The organism is Herbaspirillum sp. DW155, assembly GCF_037076565.1.
Classification (GTDB): domain Bacteria; phylum Pseudomonadota; class Gammaproteobacteria; order Burkholderiales; family Burkholderiaceae_D; genus Herbaspirillum.
Window position 1 is genome coordinate 2,890,944 of the sequence record NZ_AP029028.1, and the last position, 15,015, is coordinate 2,905,958.

Consider the following 15,015-nt stretch of genomic DNA (forward strand, 5'->3'; position numbering starts at 1 on the left):
CGATACTGGCGTGATGAAAAACCCGGAAGGCGACTTCCGGGTTTTTTATTGTCGCTATTGGCTGCCACGTCCGCCGATCAGCAGATCCGGGTAGCGGGGCAACAAATCCTGATCCGTCAGCCTGACCTCGATGTCATGGGCGATGCGTACGTGAGAGGGGTTATCGATGTCGAAGATCGCGTCTGCGACGCTGACGATGATCGTGCCGATCAGCTGGCCGGAAGCATCGTGGACGGGTTCCAGGCGGGCGGCTTCAGGCACCTGCATGCTGGAGAGTTGCAGCGGCAGATAGAGCATCCAGGACTTATGCTCCCGGAAGTGCTTCTCGATCCGGCCGTTTTCCCCTATGAATGCGTGGCCACTCCCTGGCTGGCGATGAGCGTCGCGCCGCAAGCCGTGCGATCGCCGTCGCGCGCCGGTGCCTGGCCCATGGACTTCATGTCGCCTGCACCGGATGTGATGGGAAATGTCCCTTTGCATTGGGGACAGCTGGTCAGGTCGCCGACCCGCGCGACGGCCTTTCCATGAACGAGAAAGGTCTGATCGCCGGAAATGACCGTGCCACCATGGCTGGTCTTGTCGCCGACGACGATGAAGGGACGCCCCATGCAACTCTCCTTGCCAGCACTGCGGCTGGAATTGATGAGCCGCTTCGAGTCGCTGTGCGGAGAATGACTCCCCGCCTCCTTCAATCAACAAGCAATAATCGAAATCCTTTGAGCCCCATTTGCGCCTCAAGCAGGCGTGCCCGTATTGACCACCTCATGCACAAAGCGCAATTTCTCCAGCACCGGCGTAGACAAGGTGAAGGGATAGGAATCCGGCATGCCGATACTGCGGTTCAGGCTGTTGAGCACATAGGTCAGGGCAAACCACTCCCGGGCCAGCTCGTCGAAGGAACCGGCATCGGCCGGCGGCGCCTGGATGACCAGCTTCTGCTCGCCTTCATGACGCGGCCGCAATTGCACGCCACAGGCATAGGCCGTCTCCAGCGTATCGAACATATGAAGATAATGCGCCCAGGTCTCGGCCCAGTCTTCCCAGGGATGGCTACTGGCATAGGCGCTGACGAAGTTTTCTTCCCAATCGGGGCGCGGGCCGTTTTCGTAGTGGGTTTTCAGCGCCTCGCCGTAATCCCGCCGCTCGTCGCCGAACTTCTCACGGAAAGGTTCCAGCCACTCAGTGGGTGCCACCAGCCGGTCGAAATAGTAGTGCCCGCTCTCATGCCGGAAATGCCCCAGCAGCGTGCGATACGGCTCGGCCATCTGCTCGCGCGCCTGTTCGCGGTAGGCCGGATCGGCTTCGGCGATATTGATCGTGATGACGCCATCGGCATGGCCGGTCAGCACCCGCTCGCCGTGCGGCAGATCCTGCAGGAATTCAAAGGCCAGGCCGGCTTCTTCGTCTTCCATCTTCGGCACCGGCTGCAACTGCAAGGTCCACAGCGAATGCAGCAAACGGCGCTTGGCCGTTTCCAGACGGCTCCACAGCACGCGGTTGTTGCCTTCTTCCAGATTGGGGATGACGCGGGTCAGGCGGCAGGAGGCGCACAACGCGTGCGGCTCGCGCTCATCGAGCATCCAGTTGCAGATGTTTTCGCGCCAATAGTTGAGACACTGCTTGAAGACCCTGCCCTCGTTCTCCGACCTGACGCTGCGCCAGCGGCCCGGCCCTGGTTCGGACTCGACATCTTCGGCCGGGGCGGCTTCCTGATCCAGGGGCGAAAAGCTGCCAATGGCCTGCAATTCGGGCTGATAACCCAGCATCCAGCCGCAATTTCCGCACACCGTGTTCTCGAAGAAGACCTGCAGGCCGCAGTTGTCGCAGTGAAAGGTTTTCATGGCTCCCCCTGTGTCTATCGTCATGGCCGGGAACCATTGTCGCCGGCATCTGGCATTGGAAGGGGAAAACCTCAATACGTTCCTGCACTATACTGCGCAGGGAAGTGAAGCCTGGCGCAGAATTGCAGCGCCAGGCAAGCGCAATCAGGAGATCACGCGAAGAGAGAAGTCGGTCGCCTGGATGTCCTTGGTCAGGCTGCCGATGGAGATCCTGTCCACACCAGTCTCGGCAATGGCGCGCACGGTTTGCATGTTGATGCCGCCCGAAGCCTCCAGCAGCGCACGCCCTGCATTGACGGCCACGGCCTCGCGCATCATGTCCAGCGAGAAGTTGTCCAGCAGGATGGATTCGGCGCCGGCCTGCAAGGCTTCGTTCAGCTCGGCAATGCTTTCCACCTCGACCTGGATGGTCACGCCCGCGTTGAGCTTGAGGGCAGCGGCCACGGCAGCCGTGATGCCACCGGCTGCGGCGATGTGGTTTTCCTTGATCAAGATCCCGTCATAGAGCGCCAGGCGCTGATTGGCGCCACCGCCCACACGCACTGCGTACTTCTGCGCCAGGCGCAGGCCCGGCAGGGTCTTGCGGGTATCCAGGATGGCCGCGCGCGTGCCCTGCACCACCTCCACGTAGCGCCGGGTGGCTGTAGCCACGCCCGAGAGCAGTTGCAGGAAGTTCAGCGCACCGCGCTCGGCAGTCAGCAAGGCACGGGCCGGGCCTTCGATGGTGCAGACCTCGCCGTCGGCGGCCATCAGGTCGCCTTCGGCATAGCTCCAGCTGACTTGCAGGCGCGGGTCGAGCCGGGTCATGACCGCTTCGAACCAGGGCGCGCCGCACAGCACGGCGGCTTCGCGCACGATCACGCGGGCCTTCACGAATTCATTTTCGGGCACCAGCAAACCGGTGTAGTCGCAGTCGCCCACGTCCTCGGCGATGGCCTGGTTGACGTTGGCGTCGAAGGCCGCATGCAAGGCGGCATCAAAGGGGCCGAAGGGATTGCGCAGGTTGCTGGCGGCAATCGTCGAGGCGGTCTTGAGGGCGTGGAGCGTCATGCGGGGCCGATTCCTGCAAACAGTTGCTGTTCGTCTTCAAGGCGCGCCGAGGGGCGCACCTTGGCCTTGCGCTGGGCGGCGAAGTCCAGCATGCGGTCGATGCAGACCACGGCCTGCTTTCCAATCGCCGGGTCGACGTGGATCTCGTTGGCACCGGTTTCCAGCACATGCAGCAGGTTCTGCAATCCGTTCATGGCCATCCACGGGCAATGCGCGCAGCTCTTGCAGGTAGCACTGTTGCCGGCCGTCGGCGCATCGATGAAACGCTTGTCGGGCGCCGCCATGCGCATCTTGTGCAGGATGCCGTTGTCGGTGGCGACGATGAAGGCGGGGGCATCGGAGGACTGCACGGCCGCAATCAGCTGCGAAGTCGAGCCGATCACGTCAGCCTGTGCTACCACAGCCTCGGGCGACTCCGGGTGCACCAGCACCAAGGCGTCCGGATGTTCGGCGCGCATCAGTTCCAGTTCAACACCCTTGAATTCGTCATGCACCAGGCAGGAACCCTGCCACAGCAGCATGTCGGCACCGGTCTGCTTCTGGATGTAGCTGCCCAGGTGCTTGTCCGGCGCCCACAGGATCTTCTTGCCCTGCGCATGCAGGTGCTGGACGATTTCCAGGCCGATGCCCGAGGTCACCATCCAGTCGGCACGGGCCTTCACGGCCGCGCTGGTATTGGCGTAAACCACCACGGTGCGGTCCGGATGCTGGTCGCAGAAGGCGGCGAACTCATCGGCCGGGCATCCCAGGTCCAGCGAGCAGGTGGCCTCCAGGTCGGGCATGAGGATGCGCTTTTCCGGGCTGAGGATCTTGGCGGTCTCGCCCATGAAGCGCACGCCGGCCACCACCAGGGTCTGGGCGGCATGGTCACGGCCGAATCGCGCCATTTCCAGCGAATCCGACACGCAGCCGCCGGTTTCCTCGGCCAGGTCCTGCAGGTCGCCATCGACGTAGTAGTGCGCCACCAGCACCGCCTGCTTTTCCTTGAGCAGTTCACGAATGCGCGACTTCAACTGCGCGCGTTCCTCGGGGCTGGGCGTGGCCGGTACCTTGGCCCACGCGTTGGCGGTACAACTGCCGCCGGTCTCCATTTGCGGTCGCTCGAATTCGACGACCTTGGTTGCTGTTGCTTGCATGGCGGTCAACAATGCTGTGCTGATGCGGTTGGGGGATTATTCAATGCCCTGGCTGGCCAGGTAGTCTTCGTAGCTGCCCTGGAAGTCGATCACCTGGCCGTCCTTCACTTCGAGGATGCGGGTGGCCAGCGAAGACACGAATTCACGATCGTGCGACACGAAGATCAGCGTACCGGCGTACTTTTCCAGCGCGATGTTGAGCGACTCGATGGATTCCATGTCCATGTGGTTGGTCGGTTCATCCATCAGCAGCACGTTGTGACGACCCAGCATCAGCTTGCCGTACATCATGCGGCCCTTTTCGCCACCGGAGAGCACCTTTACCGATTTCTTCACATCGTCGCCCGAGAACAGCAGACGGCCCAGGATGCCGCGCACGGCCTGGTCATCGTCGCCTTCCTGGGTCCACTTGCCCATCCAGTCGGTCAGGGTTTCGCCACCGGCAAATTCTTCGGTCGGATCCTGCGGCATGTAGCCGACGTTGGCATTTTCCGCCCACTTCACCAGGCCCGAATCCGGATGCAGACCCGCCACGTCGCCGCCGATGCTGCGCAGCAGGGTGGTCTTACCGGCACCGTTGGCACCGATGATGGCGATCTTCTCGCCGGCTTCGACCATGATGCTGAAGTTCCTGAAGATGTCGCGGTCATAGGTCTTGGTGATGCCCTGGGTTTCCACCGCCAGGCGGTGCAGCTTCTTCTCGCCTTCGAAGCGGATGAAGGGGTTCACGCGCGAAGACGGCTTGATGTCCTCGACCTTGATCTTGTCGATCTGCTTGGCGCGCGAAGTCGCCTGGCGGGCCTTGGACTTGTTGGCCGAGAAGCGGCGCACGAAGTCCTGCAGTTCGGCGACCTTTTCCTTGGCCTTGGCATTGGCGGCCAGCTGCTGGGCGCGCGCTTGCGAAGACGCCAGCATGTAGTCGTCGTAGTTGCCCGGATAGATCTTCAGGGTGCCGTAGTCCATGTCGGCCATGTGGGTGCAGACCTGATTGAGGAAGTGGCGATCGTGGGAAATGATGATCATGGTGGAATTGCGCTCGTTGAGCACTTCTTCCAGCCAGCGGATGGTGTTGATGTCCAGGTTGTTGGTCGGTTCGTCCAGCAGCAGGATGTCCGGATTGGAGAACAGGGCCTGCGCCAGCAGCACGCGCAGCTTCCAGCCGGGCGCGACATTGCTCATCGGACCATTGTGCTGCTCGATGGGCACACCCACGCCCAGCAGCAGTTCGCCGGCACGTGCTTCGGCGGTGTAGCCATCATATTCGGCGAACTTGGCTTCCAGATCAGCCGCCTTCATGTAGTCGTCGTCGGTGGCATCCGGATTGGCATAGATCGCATCGCGCTCGGACATGGCCGCCCACATCTCGACGTGGCCCATCATGACCACATCCAGCACGCGCATTTCTTCATAGGCGAACTGGTCCTGGCGCAGCTTGCCCAGGCGCTCGTTCACGTCCAGGCTGACATTGCCGGCCGAGGGTTCCAGATCGCCACCCAGAATCTTCATGAAGGTGGATTTGCCGCAGCCATTGGCGCCGATCAGGCCGTAACGATTGCCATCGCCGAACTTGACGGAAATGTTCTCGAACAACGGCTTGGCGCCGAACTGCATGGTGATGTTTGCGGTGGATAGCACTACGAAAACCTTTTCAAAAATGTAACTTGCGTATGCCCATCGAGACCCAGGCCGTGGCACGCGAAACGGCGGATTTTACCACTGCGAGCCCGCTGCGGCTTGCCTTGCCGCCCCAGCCGGGGCGTAAAAATTGCCAAAAAGCCAGCTTTGCGCTACTCCCGGCGCAACGGCGGCTTACAATTGCGCGGGATTTTTCGCCCATCATTGGCCCTCTGATCCCCTTTGTCACTCTGGAAACCGCAGCATGAAGCGAGCACTCATCCCCGCCGCCGCCCTCCTGGCCTTGTCCGGCCTGGCCGTCAGTCCCGCCCGGGCGGCCGATACCGGCTACAACATCTGGACCAGCGAATACACCGTCTCCCGGCAGCAACTGCAAAGCGCCATTGCGCCGCAGTTCCCGCGCAAGCTGCGCTACATGGACATCTTCGACGTGACCTTCAGCAATCCGCGCCTGGGCATGCTGCCGGCTGAAAACCGCATGAATACCGTGGTCGATGCCCAGATCGCCAATCCGCTGCTGTTGCAACGCCCGGTCAATGCGGTCCTGACCCTGAGCAGCGCCTTCAAGTACGACCCCGCCACGCGCTCGCTGCGGCTGGATGCCCCGAAAGTGGACAAGGTAGACAGCACCGACCTGCCGCCGCAATATGCCCAGCAACTGACCGCCCTGGGCAATGCCGCCGCCGACCAGTTCCTGCGCGACTATGCGCTCTATACCTTCAAGCCCGAACAGCTGCAGATGAACGGCAAGACCTTCGAACCGGGCAAGATTACCGTCGAAAAAGACGCGGTAAAGGTCGATATCCAGGAAAAGTGAATCTTCCTTCCCCGATCCGGCTGCAGCCCGCCCGGCCGCCTGCCGCCTCAGCGGCAGGCCAGGGTCGGATAATCGGATAAGGTCAGGGTGAAGCCTTCTGCGCCGCGGGCATCGAGCACCGCATGCGCGCCCAGCGGCAACGTAACCAGATCGCGCACGTGACCGAAGGGCAAGCCGGTGACGATGGGCGTGGCGATGCGATGACGCAGGAAGGCCAGCATTTCCGTGAAATCGTAGCCGTTGTCGATCTCCGCCAGCCGATAAGCGGAGAAATCGCCCAGCAGGATCGCCTTCTGCCGCGCCAGGATGCCGGCCTGCTCCAGCTGCAGGATCATGCGTTCCACGCGGAAGGGATGTTCATTCACATCCTCAAGGAAGAGAATGCCGCCGTCGATGGGCGGAAACTGCGGATGGCCGACCATATGCGCCATCATCGCCAGATTGCCGCCCCACAGCTTGCCCTCGGCCTGCACCACCGGGCTAGCCGGATCGGTGCGGCAATCACCATTGGGTGCGCGATCAGCGCCGGTCGGGCCGTCATAGTTGCGCACCACGGCCGTGGGCGAGGTCAGCGTGCGCCAGAAGGTCGCCAGCGCGGCCCAGTTGGGCGATTGCGCACCAAAGTCGCCGGCCAGCATCGGCCCCTGAAAGCCCGCGTAGCCGGATTGCGCCAGCAGGCAGCACTGCAAGGCCGTGAAATCGCTGTAGCCCACCAGCAGCTTGCCGCTGCGTGCCAAGGCCGCAATGTCCAATGCCGGCAAGATACGACTCATGCCGTAGGAGCCGCGCAAGCCCAGAATCACGTCAATATCGGGATCGCTGGCCGCTTCCATCAATTGCGCCGCACGCCGTTCATCGGTGGCGCCAAAACGCTGGTAGCGCTGCGCATGGTCATAAAAATTGCGCACGTGGCAACCCAGCGATTCCAGCAAGGCCACGCCGCGCTCCACGCCCGCAGGATCGATGCCGGCATGCCCGCAGGGAGCGACGATGGCCACCCCGGTGCCGGGCGGGACCAATCCGTCCAGCAGTTCAGGGCCGGCAGTGGCAGAAGTTGCAGTAGTTGCAGCACTCATGCGCTTTCACCCGATGGTTGTGCATCGCCTTGCGCGAGGGCTTCCTGCAGGCGCTGCTGCTTCACCTGTTCGCGCCGCATGGCGAAGAATTCTCTCAATAACTGAGCACATTGCTCGGCCATCACGCCGCCCAGCAGTTCGGTGTGATGGTTCAGCTTCTCCTGTTCGAACAGGTTCACCACCGAGCCACAGGCCCCGGTCTTGGGATCGGCGGCACCATAGACCACGCGGGCCAGCCGTGCATGCATCATGGCGCCGGAACACATCACGCAGGGTTCCAGCGTCACGTAGAGTTCACAGCCGGGCAGACGATAGTTGCCCAGCTTCTCGGCCGCGCGGCGCAGCGCCATGATCTCGGCATGCGCGGTCGGGTCGTGCTTGCCGATGGGCTGGTTAAAGCCGGTGGCGATGATCTCCCCGTCCTTGACCACCACCGCGCCCACCGGCACTTCGCCCAGCGCCCAGGCGTTGTTGGCCTGATCCAGCGCGGCCTGCATGTGACGCAGGTCGGCCTCGGTGATGGCCGCTGGCAAGGGGCTGCTGGCGCCGTCCATCAGTCCGCCGTGATCTCGGCCCAGCAATTGGGCGTTTCGTGCAGCACCAGCTTTTGCAGGTGCAGGCCGGTGCCATAGCGGTCCTTGTAGGCCGCCTTGAGGATGGCAAAGGCTTCGCGGGCCAGGTTTTCCACCGTCGGGATACTGCCGATGATGACCGTCTTGTGGCCCGGCAGGCTGGCCAGGAAATCGCGCACCGGCGCGTCCTTTTCATAGACCAGGAAGGCATGGTCCCAGACATCGACCAGATGCTCCTTGGCCAGCGCCTTGATGTCGGAGAAGTCCATGATCATGCCATTGTCGGAATTGCCCTCGATGTCGATGACCGCGCCGGTCAGGGTGATTTCCAGCGTATAGCGGTGGCCGTGCAGGTTGCGGCACTGGCTCTTGTGGTCGGGAATGCGGTGGCCGGCGTCGAATTCGAGTTTGCGGGTAATGGTGAGCATGAATGTTTCTTCGAGGATGCCCGCTGCACAAGCCGCGCAGCGGGCCGGATAAAGCCATTGTAATCACGCGGCGCAGCGCCGCATGAAGAAAAAAGCAAAAATCGGTCAGGGAATATTGAGCAGCTTGTGGGTCTGGATACTCAGTTTCCACTTGGGATTGTTCTTGACCATCTCGATGGCCAGACGGGTATTGGCGGCCGCCTGCAGGCCATCCATCGGTTGCAGCAGGAAGTGCTGGAAATCCAGCTTCTCATACTCGTCCAGCGGCTGGCCCGGTTGCGGCACCACCACTTTCAGTTCGCTGCCGCGTTTGACTTTCAGTTCCGAACCCATCTTCGGGCTCACGCAGATCCAGTCCACACCATCGGGCACCTCGATGGTGCCATTGGTCTCGATGGCGATTTCGAAGCCGACCGCATGCATGGCCTCGATCAGGGCCGTATCCAGTTGCAGCAAGGGCTCGCCGCCGGTGAAGACCACATACTTGCTGGCCGTGTGCGTAGAAGGCCAAAAGCTGTTGATCTTCTCCGCCAGTTCGGTCGCCGACTTGAACTTGCCGCCATTGTCGCCATCCGTGCCGACGAAATCGGTGTCGCAGAACTGGCAGATGGCGCGGGCGCGGTCTTCCTCGCGGCCGGTCCAGAGGTTGCAGCCGGAAAAGCGGCAGAACACCGCCGGACGGCCGGCGTGCGCGCCCTCGCCTTGCAAGGTATAGAAGATTTCTTTGATGCTGTAAGTCACGATAGGGAAGGCAGGCGCATGGCCGCACAGGGATGGATATACAGGGTACGGGGCACGGGCTGCGGGGGCGCTGCCGCCTTGCAGCAGTTTCTTCACTAAGTCACTGATATTGCAGCCCATTTTGCCAGCGTCAGGGGCGCTATTATAGCCGCTCCCGGGGCCTGAATCACCTCATCTATCCTCATCGAGCATCTGTCCCGGCGTGGGCAGGTCCAGCTTCAGGCCCAGGCGATCAATCAGGCGACAGGCATCGAAAGCTGCCTTGACCTTCATATCATTATCGAAATAACAGTAGAAACAGTAGATATCACGGCTGGCACGCGGGCGTAGTGCAGCTCATCGTCCTGACGCAGCCCCTTGGGGTAGAAACTGCCGCGCCAGGGCGCATAACGCCAGCCGGAAATGCCGATCCAGATCTTGCCCATGCCTGCCTCCTTGTTCACCTGTCGGTATCCCGATGTGACCAGGAACGATCTGCTTGGTGCCAGCCAGCACGACAGCAAGGGCGCGGCTGCTGTTACACTGCTGGCCTCGATATCGACCGTTCAATGCCCCGCTGCGCCATCATGACCGCCACGCCCGCCATTACCCAGTTCCGCCTGGCCTCCCCCACGCCCGAATTCGACCACCCGCGCGAAGACCGCCGGCTGGAGGGCAATCCGCTACGCACCACCTGGAATCACTTCACCAGCGCCAGCGGCGAGATGAACGCCGGCATCTGGGCCTGTGAAAAAGGCAGCTGGCGCATCGCCTTCGCGCCCAACAAGGATGAATATTTCTGCGTGCTCGAAGGCCGCTGCCGCGTCATCGATGAGCACGGCCACGCGGCTGAAGCCGGTCCGGGCGATGCCATGGTGATTCCGGCCGGTTTCAAGGGCATCTTTGAAGTGGTGGAGCCGGTGCGCAAGCATTACGTGATCGTCGAACGCGCGGCCGTCTGAGCCGCGCCAGTCGCGCCATGCCCACGCCTGCCGTCGCCCCCGGGCAGATCCTGACCGCTGCCCTGCAGCACTACAATGCCGGCCGTTTCGCACAGGCCGAAGAGGCCAGCCACGCGCTGCTGGCCCTGGTACCGCAGCATCCGGCCGCACATCAGTTGCTGGCCATGCTGGCGCTGAACGACCAGGCGCTGGCGCAGGCGCGGCAGCATATCCTGCTGAGCCTGGCACCCCGTCCGCAACATGTGCCCTCGCTGTTGATCGCCGGCAGGATCGCGCTGGCCGAATCCGATCCTGCTACGGCCCTGCGTTATTTCGAAGCCGCTGCCCGGCATGAGCCCGATCTGAGCCAGGCGCATTTTCACCTGGGCACCAGCCTGTCGGCGCTGGGACGACCCGCCGAGGCGGTCGCAGCCTTGCGCCGGGCCGTGGCGCTGGCGCCGCAGGCCATGGAGGCGGTGCTCAATCTGGGGAGCGCCCTGCGCGAGCTGGGCGATCTGGCTGCCGCGCGCGATGCCTTTGCCGAAGCCGCCCGCCTGCGTCCGGAGGTGGCCGAGACCTGGTTCAACCTGGGATTGGTGCTGCAGGACATGAAGGATGGCACGGCCGCCGTGGATGCCTTTGCCCGCGCGCTGTCCTTGCGCTCCGACTATGCCGACGCGGCCCTCAACCTGGGCGTGGCCCTGCAGGAAGTGCAGCGCATGGAAGAGGCGCTGCAAGCCTTCCGCACCGCGCTGCGGCTGCAGCCGCAATGGTTCGGCCGCATCGCCCATGCGTTGACGGCGGGCGGCAGTGGTCGTCTTTGGCTGCATGTGGGGGATCTGGAAGCAGCCTTGCGTGGATGAGCTTGCCTGCGCTGCCGCGGAGGGGACGTACTCAGAACAACTGTACAGTGGAGTGTACCGGGAGTGTCATGGTCAGATTCCGGATCTGTACTGGTAATCAAACCAACGGTGTTCGTCAAAGTGTCTGCACTGCAAGCAGTCGACAAGACGTGTCCTGCATGAACGCGCGATAATCCAACATCTCAGTATCCCCGACGGCCCATCAAAGCCGCACCGCAACCCAACTGGTCCGGAGACGCCATGACTGCACCCCAAACCTTCGCCCGCGCCGTCCGCCATCCCGGCCCGCCCGACCCCGAGCGCATCGTCACCCTGGCAGGCCCGGCCATGCAGCTGGATTTCACCCTCGCAGCCGGCCTGAACCTGCGGGACGCCATCTGTCTTCCGCTGGCCCGCGCCGGTCTCGATGGCGGTACGGTGCGCTTCGCCGACCTGCCCGTTGCCGCCCTGCACTTCCTCATGCCCGCACTGGCCGTGGATGAGCAGCACGCCGCCTTCTATAGTGCCCCGCAGTCGATGGAAGAAGGCACTCGCATCGAATACGCCTGCGCCACCGTGGGCCGCAAGGATGGCGAACCCTTCGTGCACTGTCACGCCATCTGGCGCGGACGCGACGGGCAGCGCCAGGGCGGACACCTGATGATGGAGAAAACCCTGGTCGGTGCAAGCACCCCCGCCCAGGCCTGGGGCCTGCACGGCGCCACCATGGCCACCCGCTACGATCCGGAAACCAATTTCACCCTCTTCTACCCTACCCGCCTCTCGGACCAGACCGTCCCCACCAGCGGCAAGCGCATCGTACTGGCGCGCATCCGCCCGGACCAGGACCTGACCATCGCCGTCGAACAAGCCTGTGCCGCAAACGGCATACGCAACGCCATCGTGCGCGGCAGCGTCGGCAGCATCATCGGGGCGGAATTTGAAGATGGACGCGTGCTGGAAGACCGCGCCACCGAAATCCTGATCCGTTCAGGTGAAGTCCGGGACGGGCGGGCCAGACTGGAGATCGGCCTCATCAATCCGCAAGGCCAGGTGTGTGAGGGCGTGCTGTCACGCGGCAGCAATCCCGTGTTGATCTGCTTCGAACTGGTGCTGCAAGAACAATGAAAGCCGGCGCCCCTTCCGGGGTGCCGGCTCTCTGTCGGGTCACGAAAGACTTAAGCGCCCACCAGCTTCTTGAAGGTGGGCAACACTGCTTCCCCCTTGAAGGGTTTCACGATCCAGCCCTTGATGCCGGCGGCCTTGCCGCGTTCCTTCATGATGGGCGAGTTCTCGGTGGTCAGCATGATGATGTTCACGTTGGCATTGCCCAGTTCGCTGCGGATCTTCTCGGCCATGGTCAGGCCATCCATGTTGGGCATGTTGACGTCGGAGACCACCAGCTTGATGGCCGGGTCGCCCTTGAGTTTGTTGAGGCCGTCGCGGCCGTCCACGGCCAGGGCGACATCCAGGCCATTCTTCTTGAGGAAGTCGCCGACCTCGGCGCGCACGGTGCTCGAATCGTCCACTACCAGGATTTGTGCCATCTTGAATTCTCTCTTTGCTTAAGGGGGAAGTTTGAATCGATGCCGGTCTGTGCCGGCTTTCAGAACAGTTCCAGATCGCCGGATTCGAACAGGTCCTGTACCGACGTCTGGTTCTCGGTGAAATCTTCCGGCGACCACGACAGGTTGAAGATGAAGCGCTGCAGCAGCACCAGAGGCGCGCCCTCATCACGACGCAGCAGGTACTTGAAGCACAGTTGCGGGTCCTCCGAACCGAAGGAAATGTAGCGATGCGGGTGATTGATGATGATGGGTACCTGGCTCAACTGCCGGATCGGCTGGCTCTGGTTGATGAAGCGGTTCTTGAACCAGCCCCAGATCAGGTTGGTCAGCTCGCCCAGGGCATTGTTGAGATGGCGGAAGTCGCTCGACTCGTCCGGTGCCAGCGCCTGCAGGGTCTTCTGTTCGGCCTGCAGCATCATGTAGCCACGGCACCAGCTGCTCTCCAGCGGAATCAGGGTAAACACTTCACCAAAGATGATGCGGTCGCGCACCAGATAGGGCTGCTCGATCTCCACCTGCATGCCGGGGAACTGGCTCTCCAGCACCATGCGGCTGATCTCGGCGATACCACGTACCAGCGCATTGGGATAGCGCTGGCTGAAAATGGAGGCCGCCACGGCCGGAGCCAGGGCATCGATGTCCTCGATGCGGTAGACGGCGCTGAAGAGTTCGCTGTCGCGTTCGGACAGGTCGGCATCGGCACTCTCGCGGCGGCGGCGCAGGAAGATCGGCAACTCCGGGCGCACCTCGCGGATGCGACGTGCCAGACCGGCCGTGCCCGCACCCAGGCCGGCGAGGCTTTCCGAGAGCATGATGCCGCCCAGGTCCACATTGCTGCGCAGGACCGCCATGACGTGTTCTTCATGGGCCTTCAGGCCCATCAGGTTGTGGCGCTCGCAAAAGGACTTGATGGTGTCGTAGCAATCGGCATCGCGATCCAGCACCAGGATCTTGCTGGTGAGGGTGTTGTCGAGGCTGGCAGTGGCAGTGGCTTCCATGATGATGTGATTCCCCCGGATCGTTGATGGTCAGAACAGTTCCAGTTCGCCGGTGGTATCGGCCTCTTCGCCGGGCGCCACCACAAAGTCGAGGTGGTCATAGGCCGAGACACTCAGCGAGACGTGAATACGCGGCGAGCCCGGCATATCAATGGCGAAATGCCGTACATGCGCGCAGTTGAGTTTTTGCAGATAGAGCACGCACCGGGTGTCGATCACATTGGGCGTGGACATGCCCAGATGCGGAAAGAAGCGCCCCAGCTCACGATTGAAGATGCCGCAGCAGAGATTGCCGCATTCGGCGATGGCGTCGAGCAAACCCTGCTCGCCCATCTCGCCGGCGGCAGTGCGCGTGAGCTGCGCAAAATGCTCGCGGGTAGCAGCATCCGGCGTGAAGTGGAACATCACCATCAGGCGGAACAGATAAGACGAAATCGTCAGCACCACCATCTTCTGCTCACCGATAGCGGCGATGTCTTCCACCACCATGATCTCGGCGCTGCTGTCGGAGGGCACCAGGCTGCTGCGCAGGGCTTGCTGCAGGAGGGTATCGAAGCCATCGCGGGCGCTGGCACTGATGCGCTCATCAGGGATGCTCCCGGCGATGGCCTGCAGCTCTTCCATGTCGTTGGCGCTCATGCCGCTTCGGCCAGGGCTTCCCTGATCTTCTTGTTGATCAGGTCCAGGCCGATGACGGCGCCCATGATCATCTTGCCGCCGGCCTGCAGGTCCTGGAAGGTGGTCGTGGTGATCAGGTCATTCTGGTACAGGTTGGCGCGATAGCTCTTGGAAAGCTTCTCGGCGCGTTGCGCCAGGTCACGCACCTCCTGCGCGACCACGGCAAAGCCACGCCCGTGCACGCCGGCCCGCGCGGCCTCGATGGAGGCATTGAGGGCGACGATGATGACCTGATTCACGATGAGAGCAAACTCGTCGTTCTTGCGGTGCATCTCGCGGTTGTGGGCGATCAGCTCGTTCATGTCGTCGTGCCAGCGCTCGAAGGTGCGCACCAGGCCCAGCAACCTGCTGATGGTGTCTTGCGACTGGTCGCAGTTCTCGCGCACGCGCGACACATGCTCGGATTGCTGGCTGCTCAGGCGCGCCATCATGGCCTCGCTCTCGCGGCGCATCTCGGCCATATGCTGGCGGGCCGAGAGGCGCTCCTGCTCCAGCTGCTGCTGGTGGAGGGCCCACTCTTGCTGCTGCTCGGCCAGGGCCGCCTGGGCCTGGTCACGCACCTGTTCGAGCTGGCCGGCGTCGATCAGCCGGCGTGCGCGGCGTTTCTGGCGCAGCCACAGCGCGGCCATCGGCAGACCGGCCAGGGCGGCGCCCAGCGCCACCAGGAGGAGGGATTGAAACATGGATCTGCTTTCCTGCTGTCTTGAATATCT

General features: G+C 62.7%; 18 protein-coding genes and 3 pseudogenes. 5 read left to right on the forward strand and 16 right to left on the reverse strand.

Translation table 11 applies throughout. The features are described 5' to 3' along the window. Positions 1 to 54: 54 nt before the first annotated feature. The 6 genes and pseudogenes from AACH55_RS13250 to AACH55_RS13275 all read right to left on the reverse strand — a co-directional run. Positions 55 to 300, reverse strand: a pseudogene (locus AACH55_RS13250) (hypothetical protein); the annotation flags it as partial. A gap of 47 nt (positions 301 to 347) precedes the next feature. Then, a pseudogene (locus AACH55_RS13255) lies at positions 348 to 608 on the reverse strand (PAAR domain-containing protein); the annotation flags it as partial. Between the two features lie 126 nt (positions 609 to 734). Then, the gene (locus AACH55_RS13260) at positions 735 to 1,841 is read right to left on the reverse strand and encodes a putative zinc-binding metallopeptidase (protein WP_338714986.1); all 1,107 of its coding nucleotides are present in this window, start codon (positions 1,839 to 1,841) and stop codon (positions 735 to 737) included. Positions 1,842 to 1,985: 144 nt separating this feature from the next. Then, the gene (nadC, locus tag AACH55_RS13265; protein ID WP_338714987.1) at positions 1,986 to 2,891 is read right to left on the reverse strand and encodes a carboxylating nicotinate-nucleotide diphosphorylase; all 906 of its coding nucleotides are present in this window, start codon (positions 2,889 to 2,891) and stop codon (positions 1,986 to 1,988) included. Next, positions 2,888 to 4,027: a quinolinate synthase NadA gene (gene nadA / locus AACH55_RS13270; protein ID WP_338714988.1), complete on the reverse strand. Its 1,140-nt coding sequence runs from the start codon at positions 4,025 to 4,027 to the stop codon at positions 2,888 to 2,890. Before nadA ends, nadC begins: the two co-directional genes overlap by 4 nt. Positions 4,028 to 4,063: 36 nt before the next feature. Continuing rightward, on the reverse strand, positions 4,064 to 5,662 hold the full coding sequence (locus AACH55_RS13275) for an ABC-F family ATPase (protein ID WP_338714990.1): 1,599 nt from the start codon (positions 5,660 to 5,662) through the stop codon (positions 4,064 to 4,066). 32 nt (positions 5,663 to 5,694) lie between these two features. Here AACH55_RS13275 and AACH55_RS13280 point away from each other — a divergent pair, with 32 nt between their 5' ends. Further along, positions 5,695 to 5,910 (forward strand): hypothetical protein, encoded by a 216-nt coding sequence (locus tag AACH55_RS13280; protein WP_338714991.1) that lies wholly within the window; start codon positions 5,695 to 5,697, stop codon positions 5,908 to 5,910. Further along, on the forward strand, positions 5,907 to 6,479 hold the full coding sequence (locus AACH55_RS13285) for a DUF1439 domain-containing protein (protein ID WP_338714993.1): 573 nt from the start codon (positions 5,907 to 5,909) through the stop codon (positions 6,477 to 6,479). The genes AACH55_RS13280 and AACH55_RS13285 overlap by 4 nt, the downstream gene beginning before the upstream one ends. Positions 6,480 to 6,526: 47 nt before the next feature. Here the strand turns inward: AACH55_RS13285 and ldcA are convergent, their stop codons facing one another. The 6 genes and pseudogenes from ldcA to AACH55_RS13315 form a co-directional block, all read right to left on the reverse strand. Continuing rightward, positions 6,527 to 7,555, reverse strand: a complete 1,029-nt coding sequence (ldcA, locus tag AACH55_RS13290; RefSeq protein ID WP_338714994.1) for a muramoyltetrapeptide carboxypeptidase — start codon at positions 7,553 to 7,555, stop codon at positions 6,527 to 6,529. After that, positions 7,552 to 8,109 (reverse strand): tRNA adenosine(34) deaminase TadA, encoded by a 558-nt coding sequence (gene tadA / locus AACH55_RS13295; RefSeq protein ID WP_338720289.1) that lies wholly within the window; start codon positions 8,107 to 8,109, stop codon positions 7,552 to 7,554. Before tadA ends, ldcA begins: the two co-directional genes overlap by 4 nt. Then, on the reverse strand, positions 8,109 to 8,555 hold the full coding sequence (queD, locus tag AACH55_RS13300; protein ID WP_034332336.1) for a 6-carboxytetrahydropterin synthase QueD: 447 nt from the start codon (positions 8,553 to 8,555) through the stop codon (positions 8,109 to 8,111). The genes tadA and queD overlap by 1 nt, the downstream gene beginning before the upstream one ends. Before the next feature lie 105 nt (positions 8,556 to 8,660). Further along, complete coding sequence (queE, locus tag AACH55_RS13305; RefSeq protein ID WP_338714998.1) at positions 8,661 to 9,296, reverse strand: 7-carboxy-7-deazaguanine synthase; 636 nt, start codon at positions 9,294 to 9,296, stop codon at positions 8,661 to 8,663. A 171-nt stretch (positions 9,297 to 9,467) separates the two neighbouring features. Beyond that, positions 9,468 to 9,623 (reverse strand): annotated as a pseudogene (locus tag AACH55_RS13310) (DUF72 domain-containing protein); the annotation flags it as partial. After that, the gene (locus AACH55_RS13315) at positions 9,566 to 9,721 is read right to left on the reverse strand and encodes a hypothetical protein (RefSeq protein ID WP_338714999.1); all 156 of its coding nucleotides are present in this window, start codon (positions 9,719 to 9,721) and stop codon (positions 9,566 to 9,568) included. The pseudogene AACH55_RS13310 and the gene AACH55_RS13315, both read right to left, overlap by 58 nt. A gap of 141 nt (positions 9,722 to 9,862) precedes the next feature. Here AACH55_RS13315 and AACH55_RS13320 point away from each other — a divergent pair, with 141 nt between their 5' ends. The 3 genes from AACH55_RS13320 to AACH55_RS13330 all read left to right on the forward strand — a co-directional run bounded on the left by AACH55_RS13320 (position 9,863) and on the right by AACH55_RS13330 (position 12,186). Then, positions 9,863 to 10,237, forward strand: a complete 375-nt coding sequence (locus AACH55_RS13320) for a cupin domain-containing protein (protein ID WP_338715000.1) — start codon at positions 9,863 to 9,865, stop codon at positions 10,235 to 10,237. Between the two features lie 17 nt (positions 10,238 to 10,254). Next, positions 10,255 to 11,079, forward strand: coding sequence for a tetratricopeptide repeat protein (locus AACH55_RS13325; protein WP_338715001.1), 825 nt, complete (start codon positions 10,255 to 10,257; stop codon positions 11,077 to 11,079). Positions 11,080 to 11,319: 240 nt separating this feature from the next. After that, positions 11,320 to 12,186: a DUF296 domain-containing protein gene (locus AACH55_RS13330; RefSeq protein WP_338715002.1), complete on the forward strand. Its 867-nt coding sequence runs from the start codon at positions 11,320 to 11,322 to the stop codon at positions 12,184 to 12,186. Positions 12,187 to 12,236: 50 nt separating this feature from the next. Here the strand turns inward: AACH55_RS13330 and AACH55_RS13335 are convergent, their stop codons facing one another. From AACH55_RS13335 to AACH55_RS13350, 4 genes are read right to left on the reverse strand one after another with little or no spacing between them, the layout of a single operon-like run. Further along, on the reverse strand, positions 12,237 to 12,605 hold the full coding sequence (locus AACH55_RS13335; RefSeq protein ID WP_338715004.1) for a response regulator: 369 nt from the start codon (positions 12,603 to 12,605) through the stop codon (positions 12,237 to 12,239). A gap of 59 nt (positions 12,606 to 12,664) precedes the next feature. After that, positions 12,665 to 13,624, reverse strand: coding sequence for a chemotaxis protein CheX (locus AACH55_RS13340; RefSeq protein WP_338715005.1), 960 nt, complete (start codon positions 13,622 to 13,624; stop codon positions 12,665 to 12,667). A gap of 30 nt (positions 13,625 to 13,654) precedes the next feature. Beyond that, the gene (locus AACH55_RS13345; protein WP_338715007.1) at positions 13,655 to 14,263 is read right to left on the reverse strand and encodes a hypothetical protein; all 609 of its coding nucleotides are present in this window, start codon (positions 14,261 to 14,263) and stop codon (positions 13,655 to 13,657) included. After that, complete coding sequence (locus AACH55_RS13350; RefSeq protein ID WP_338715009.1) at positions 14,260 to 14,985, reverse strand: methyl-accepting chemotaxis protein; 726 nt, start codon at positions 14,983 to 14,985, stop codon at positions 14,260 to 14,262. Before AACH55_RS13350 ends, AACH55_RS13345 begins: the two co-directional genes overlap by 4 nt. Between the last annotated feature and the right edge of the window lie 30 nt (positions 14,986 to 15,015).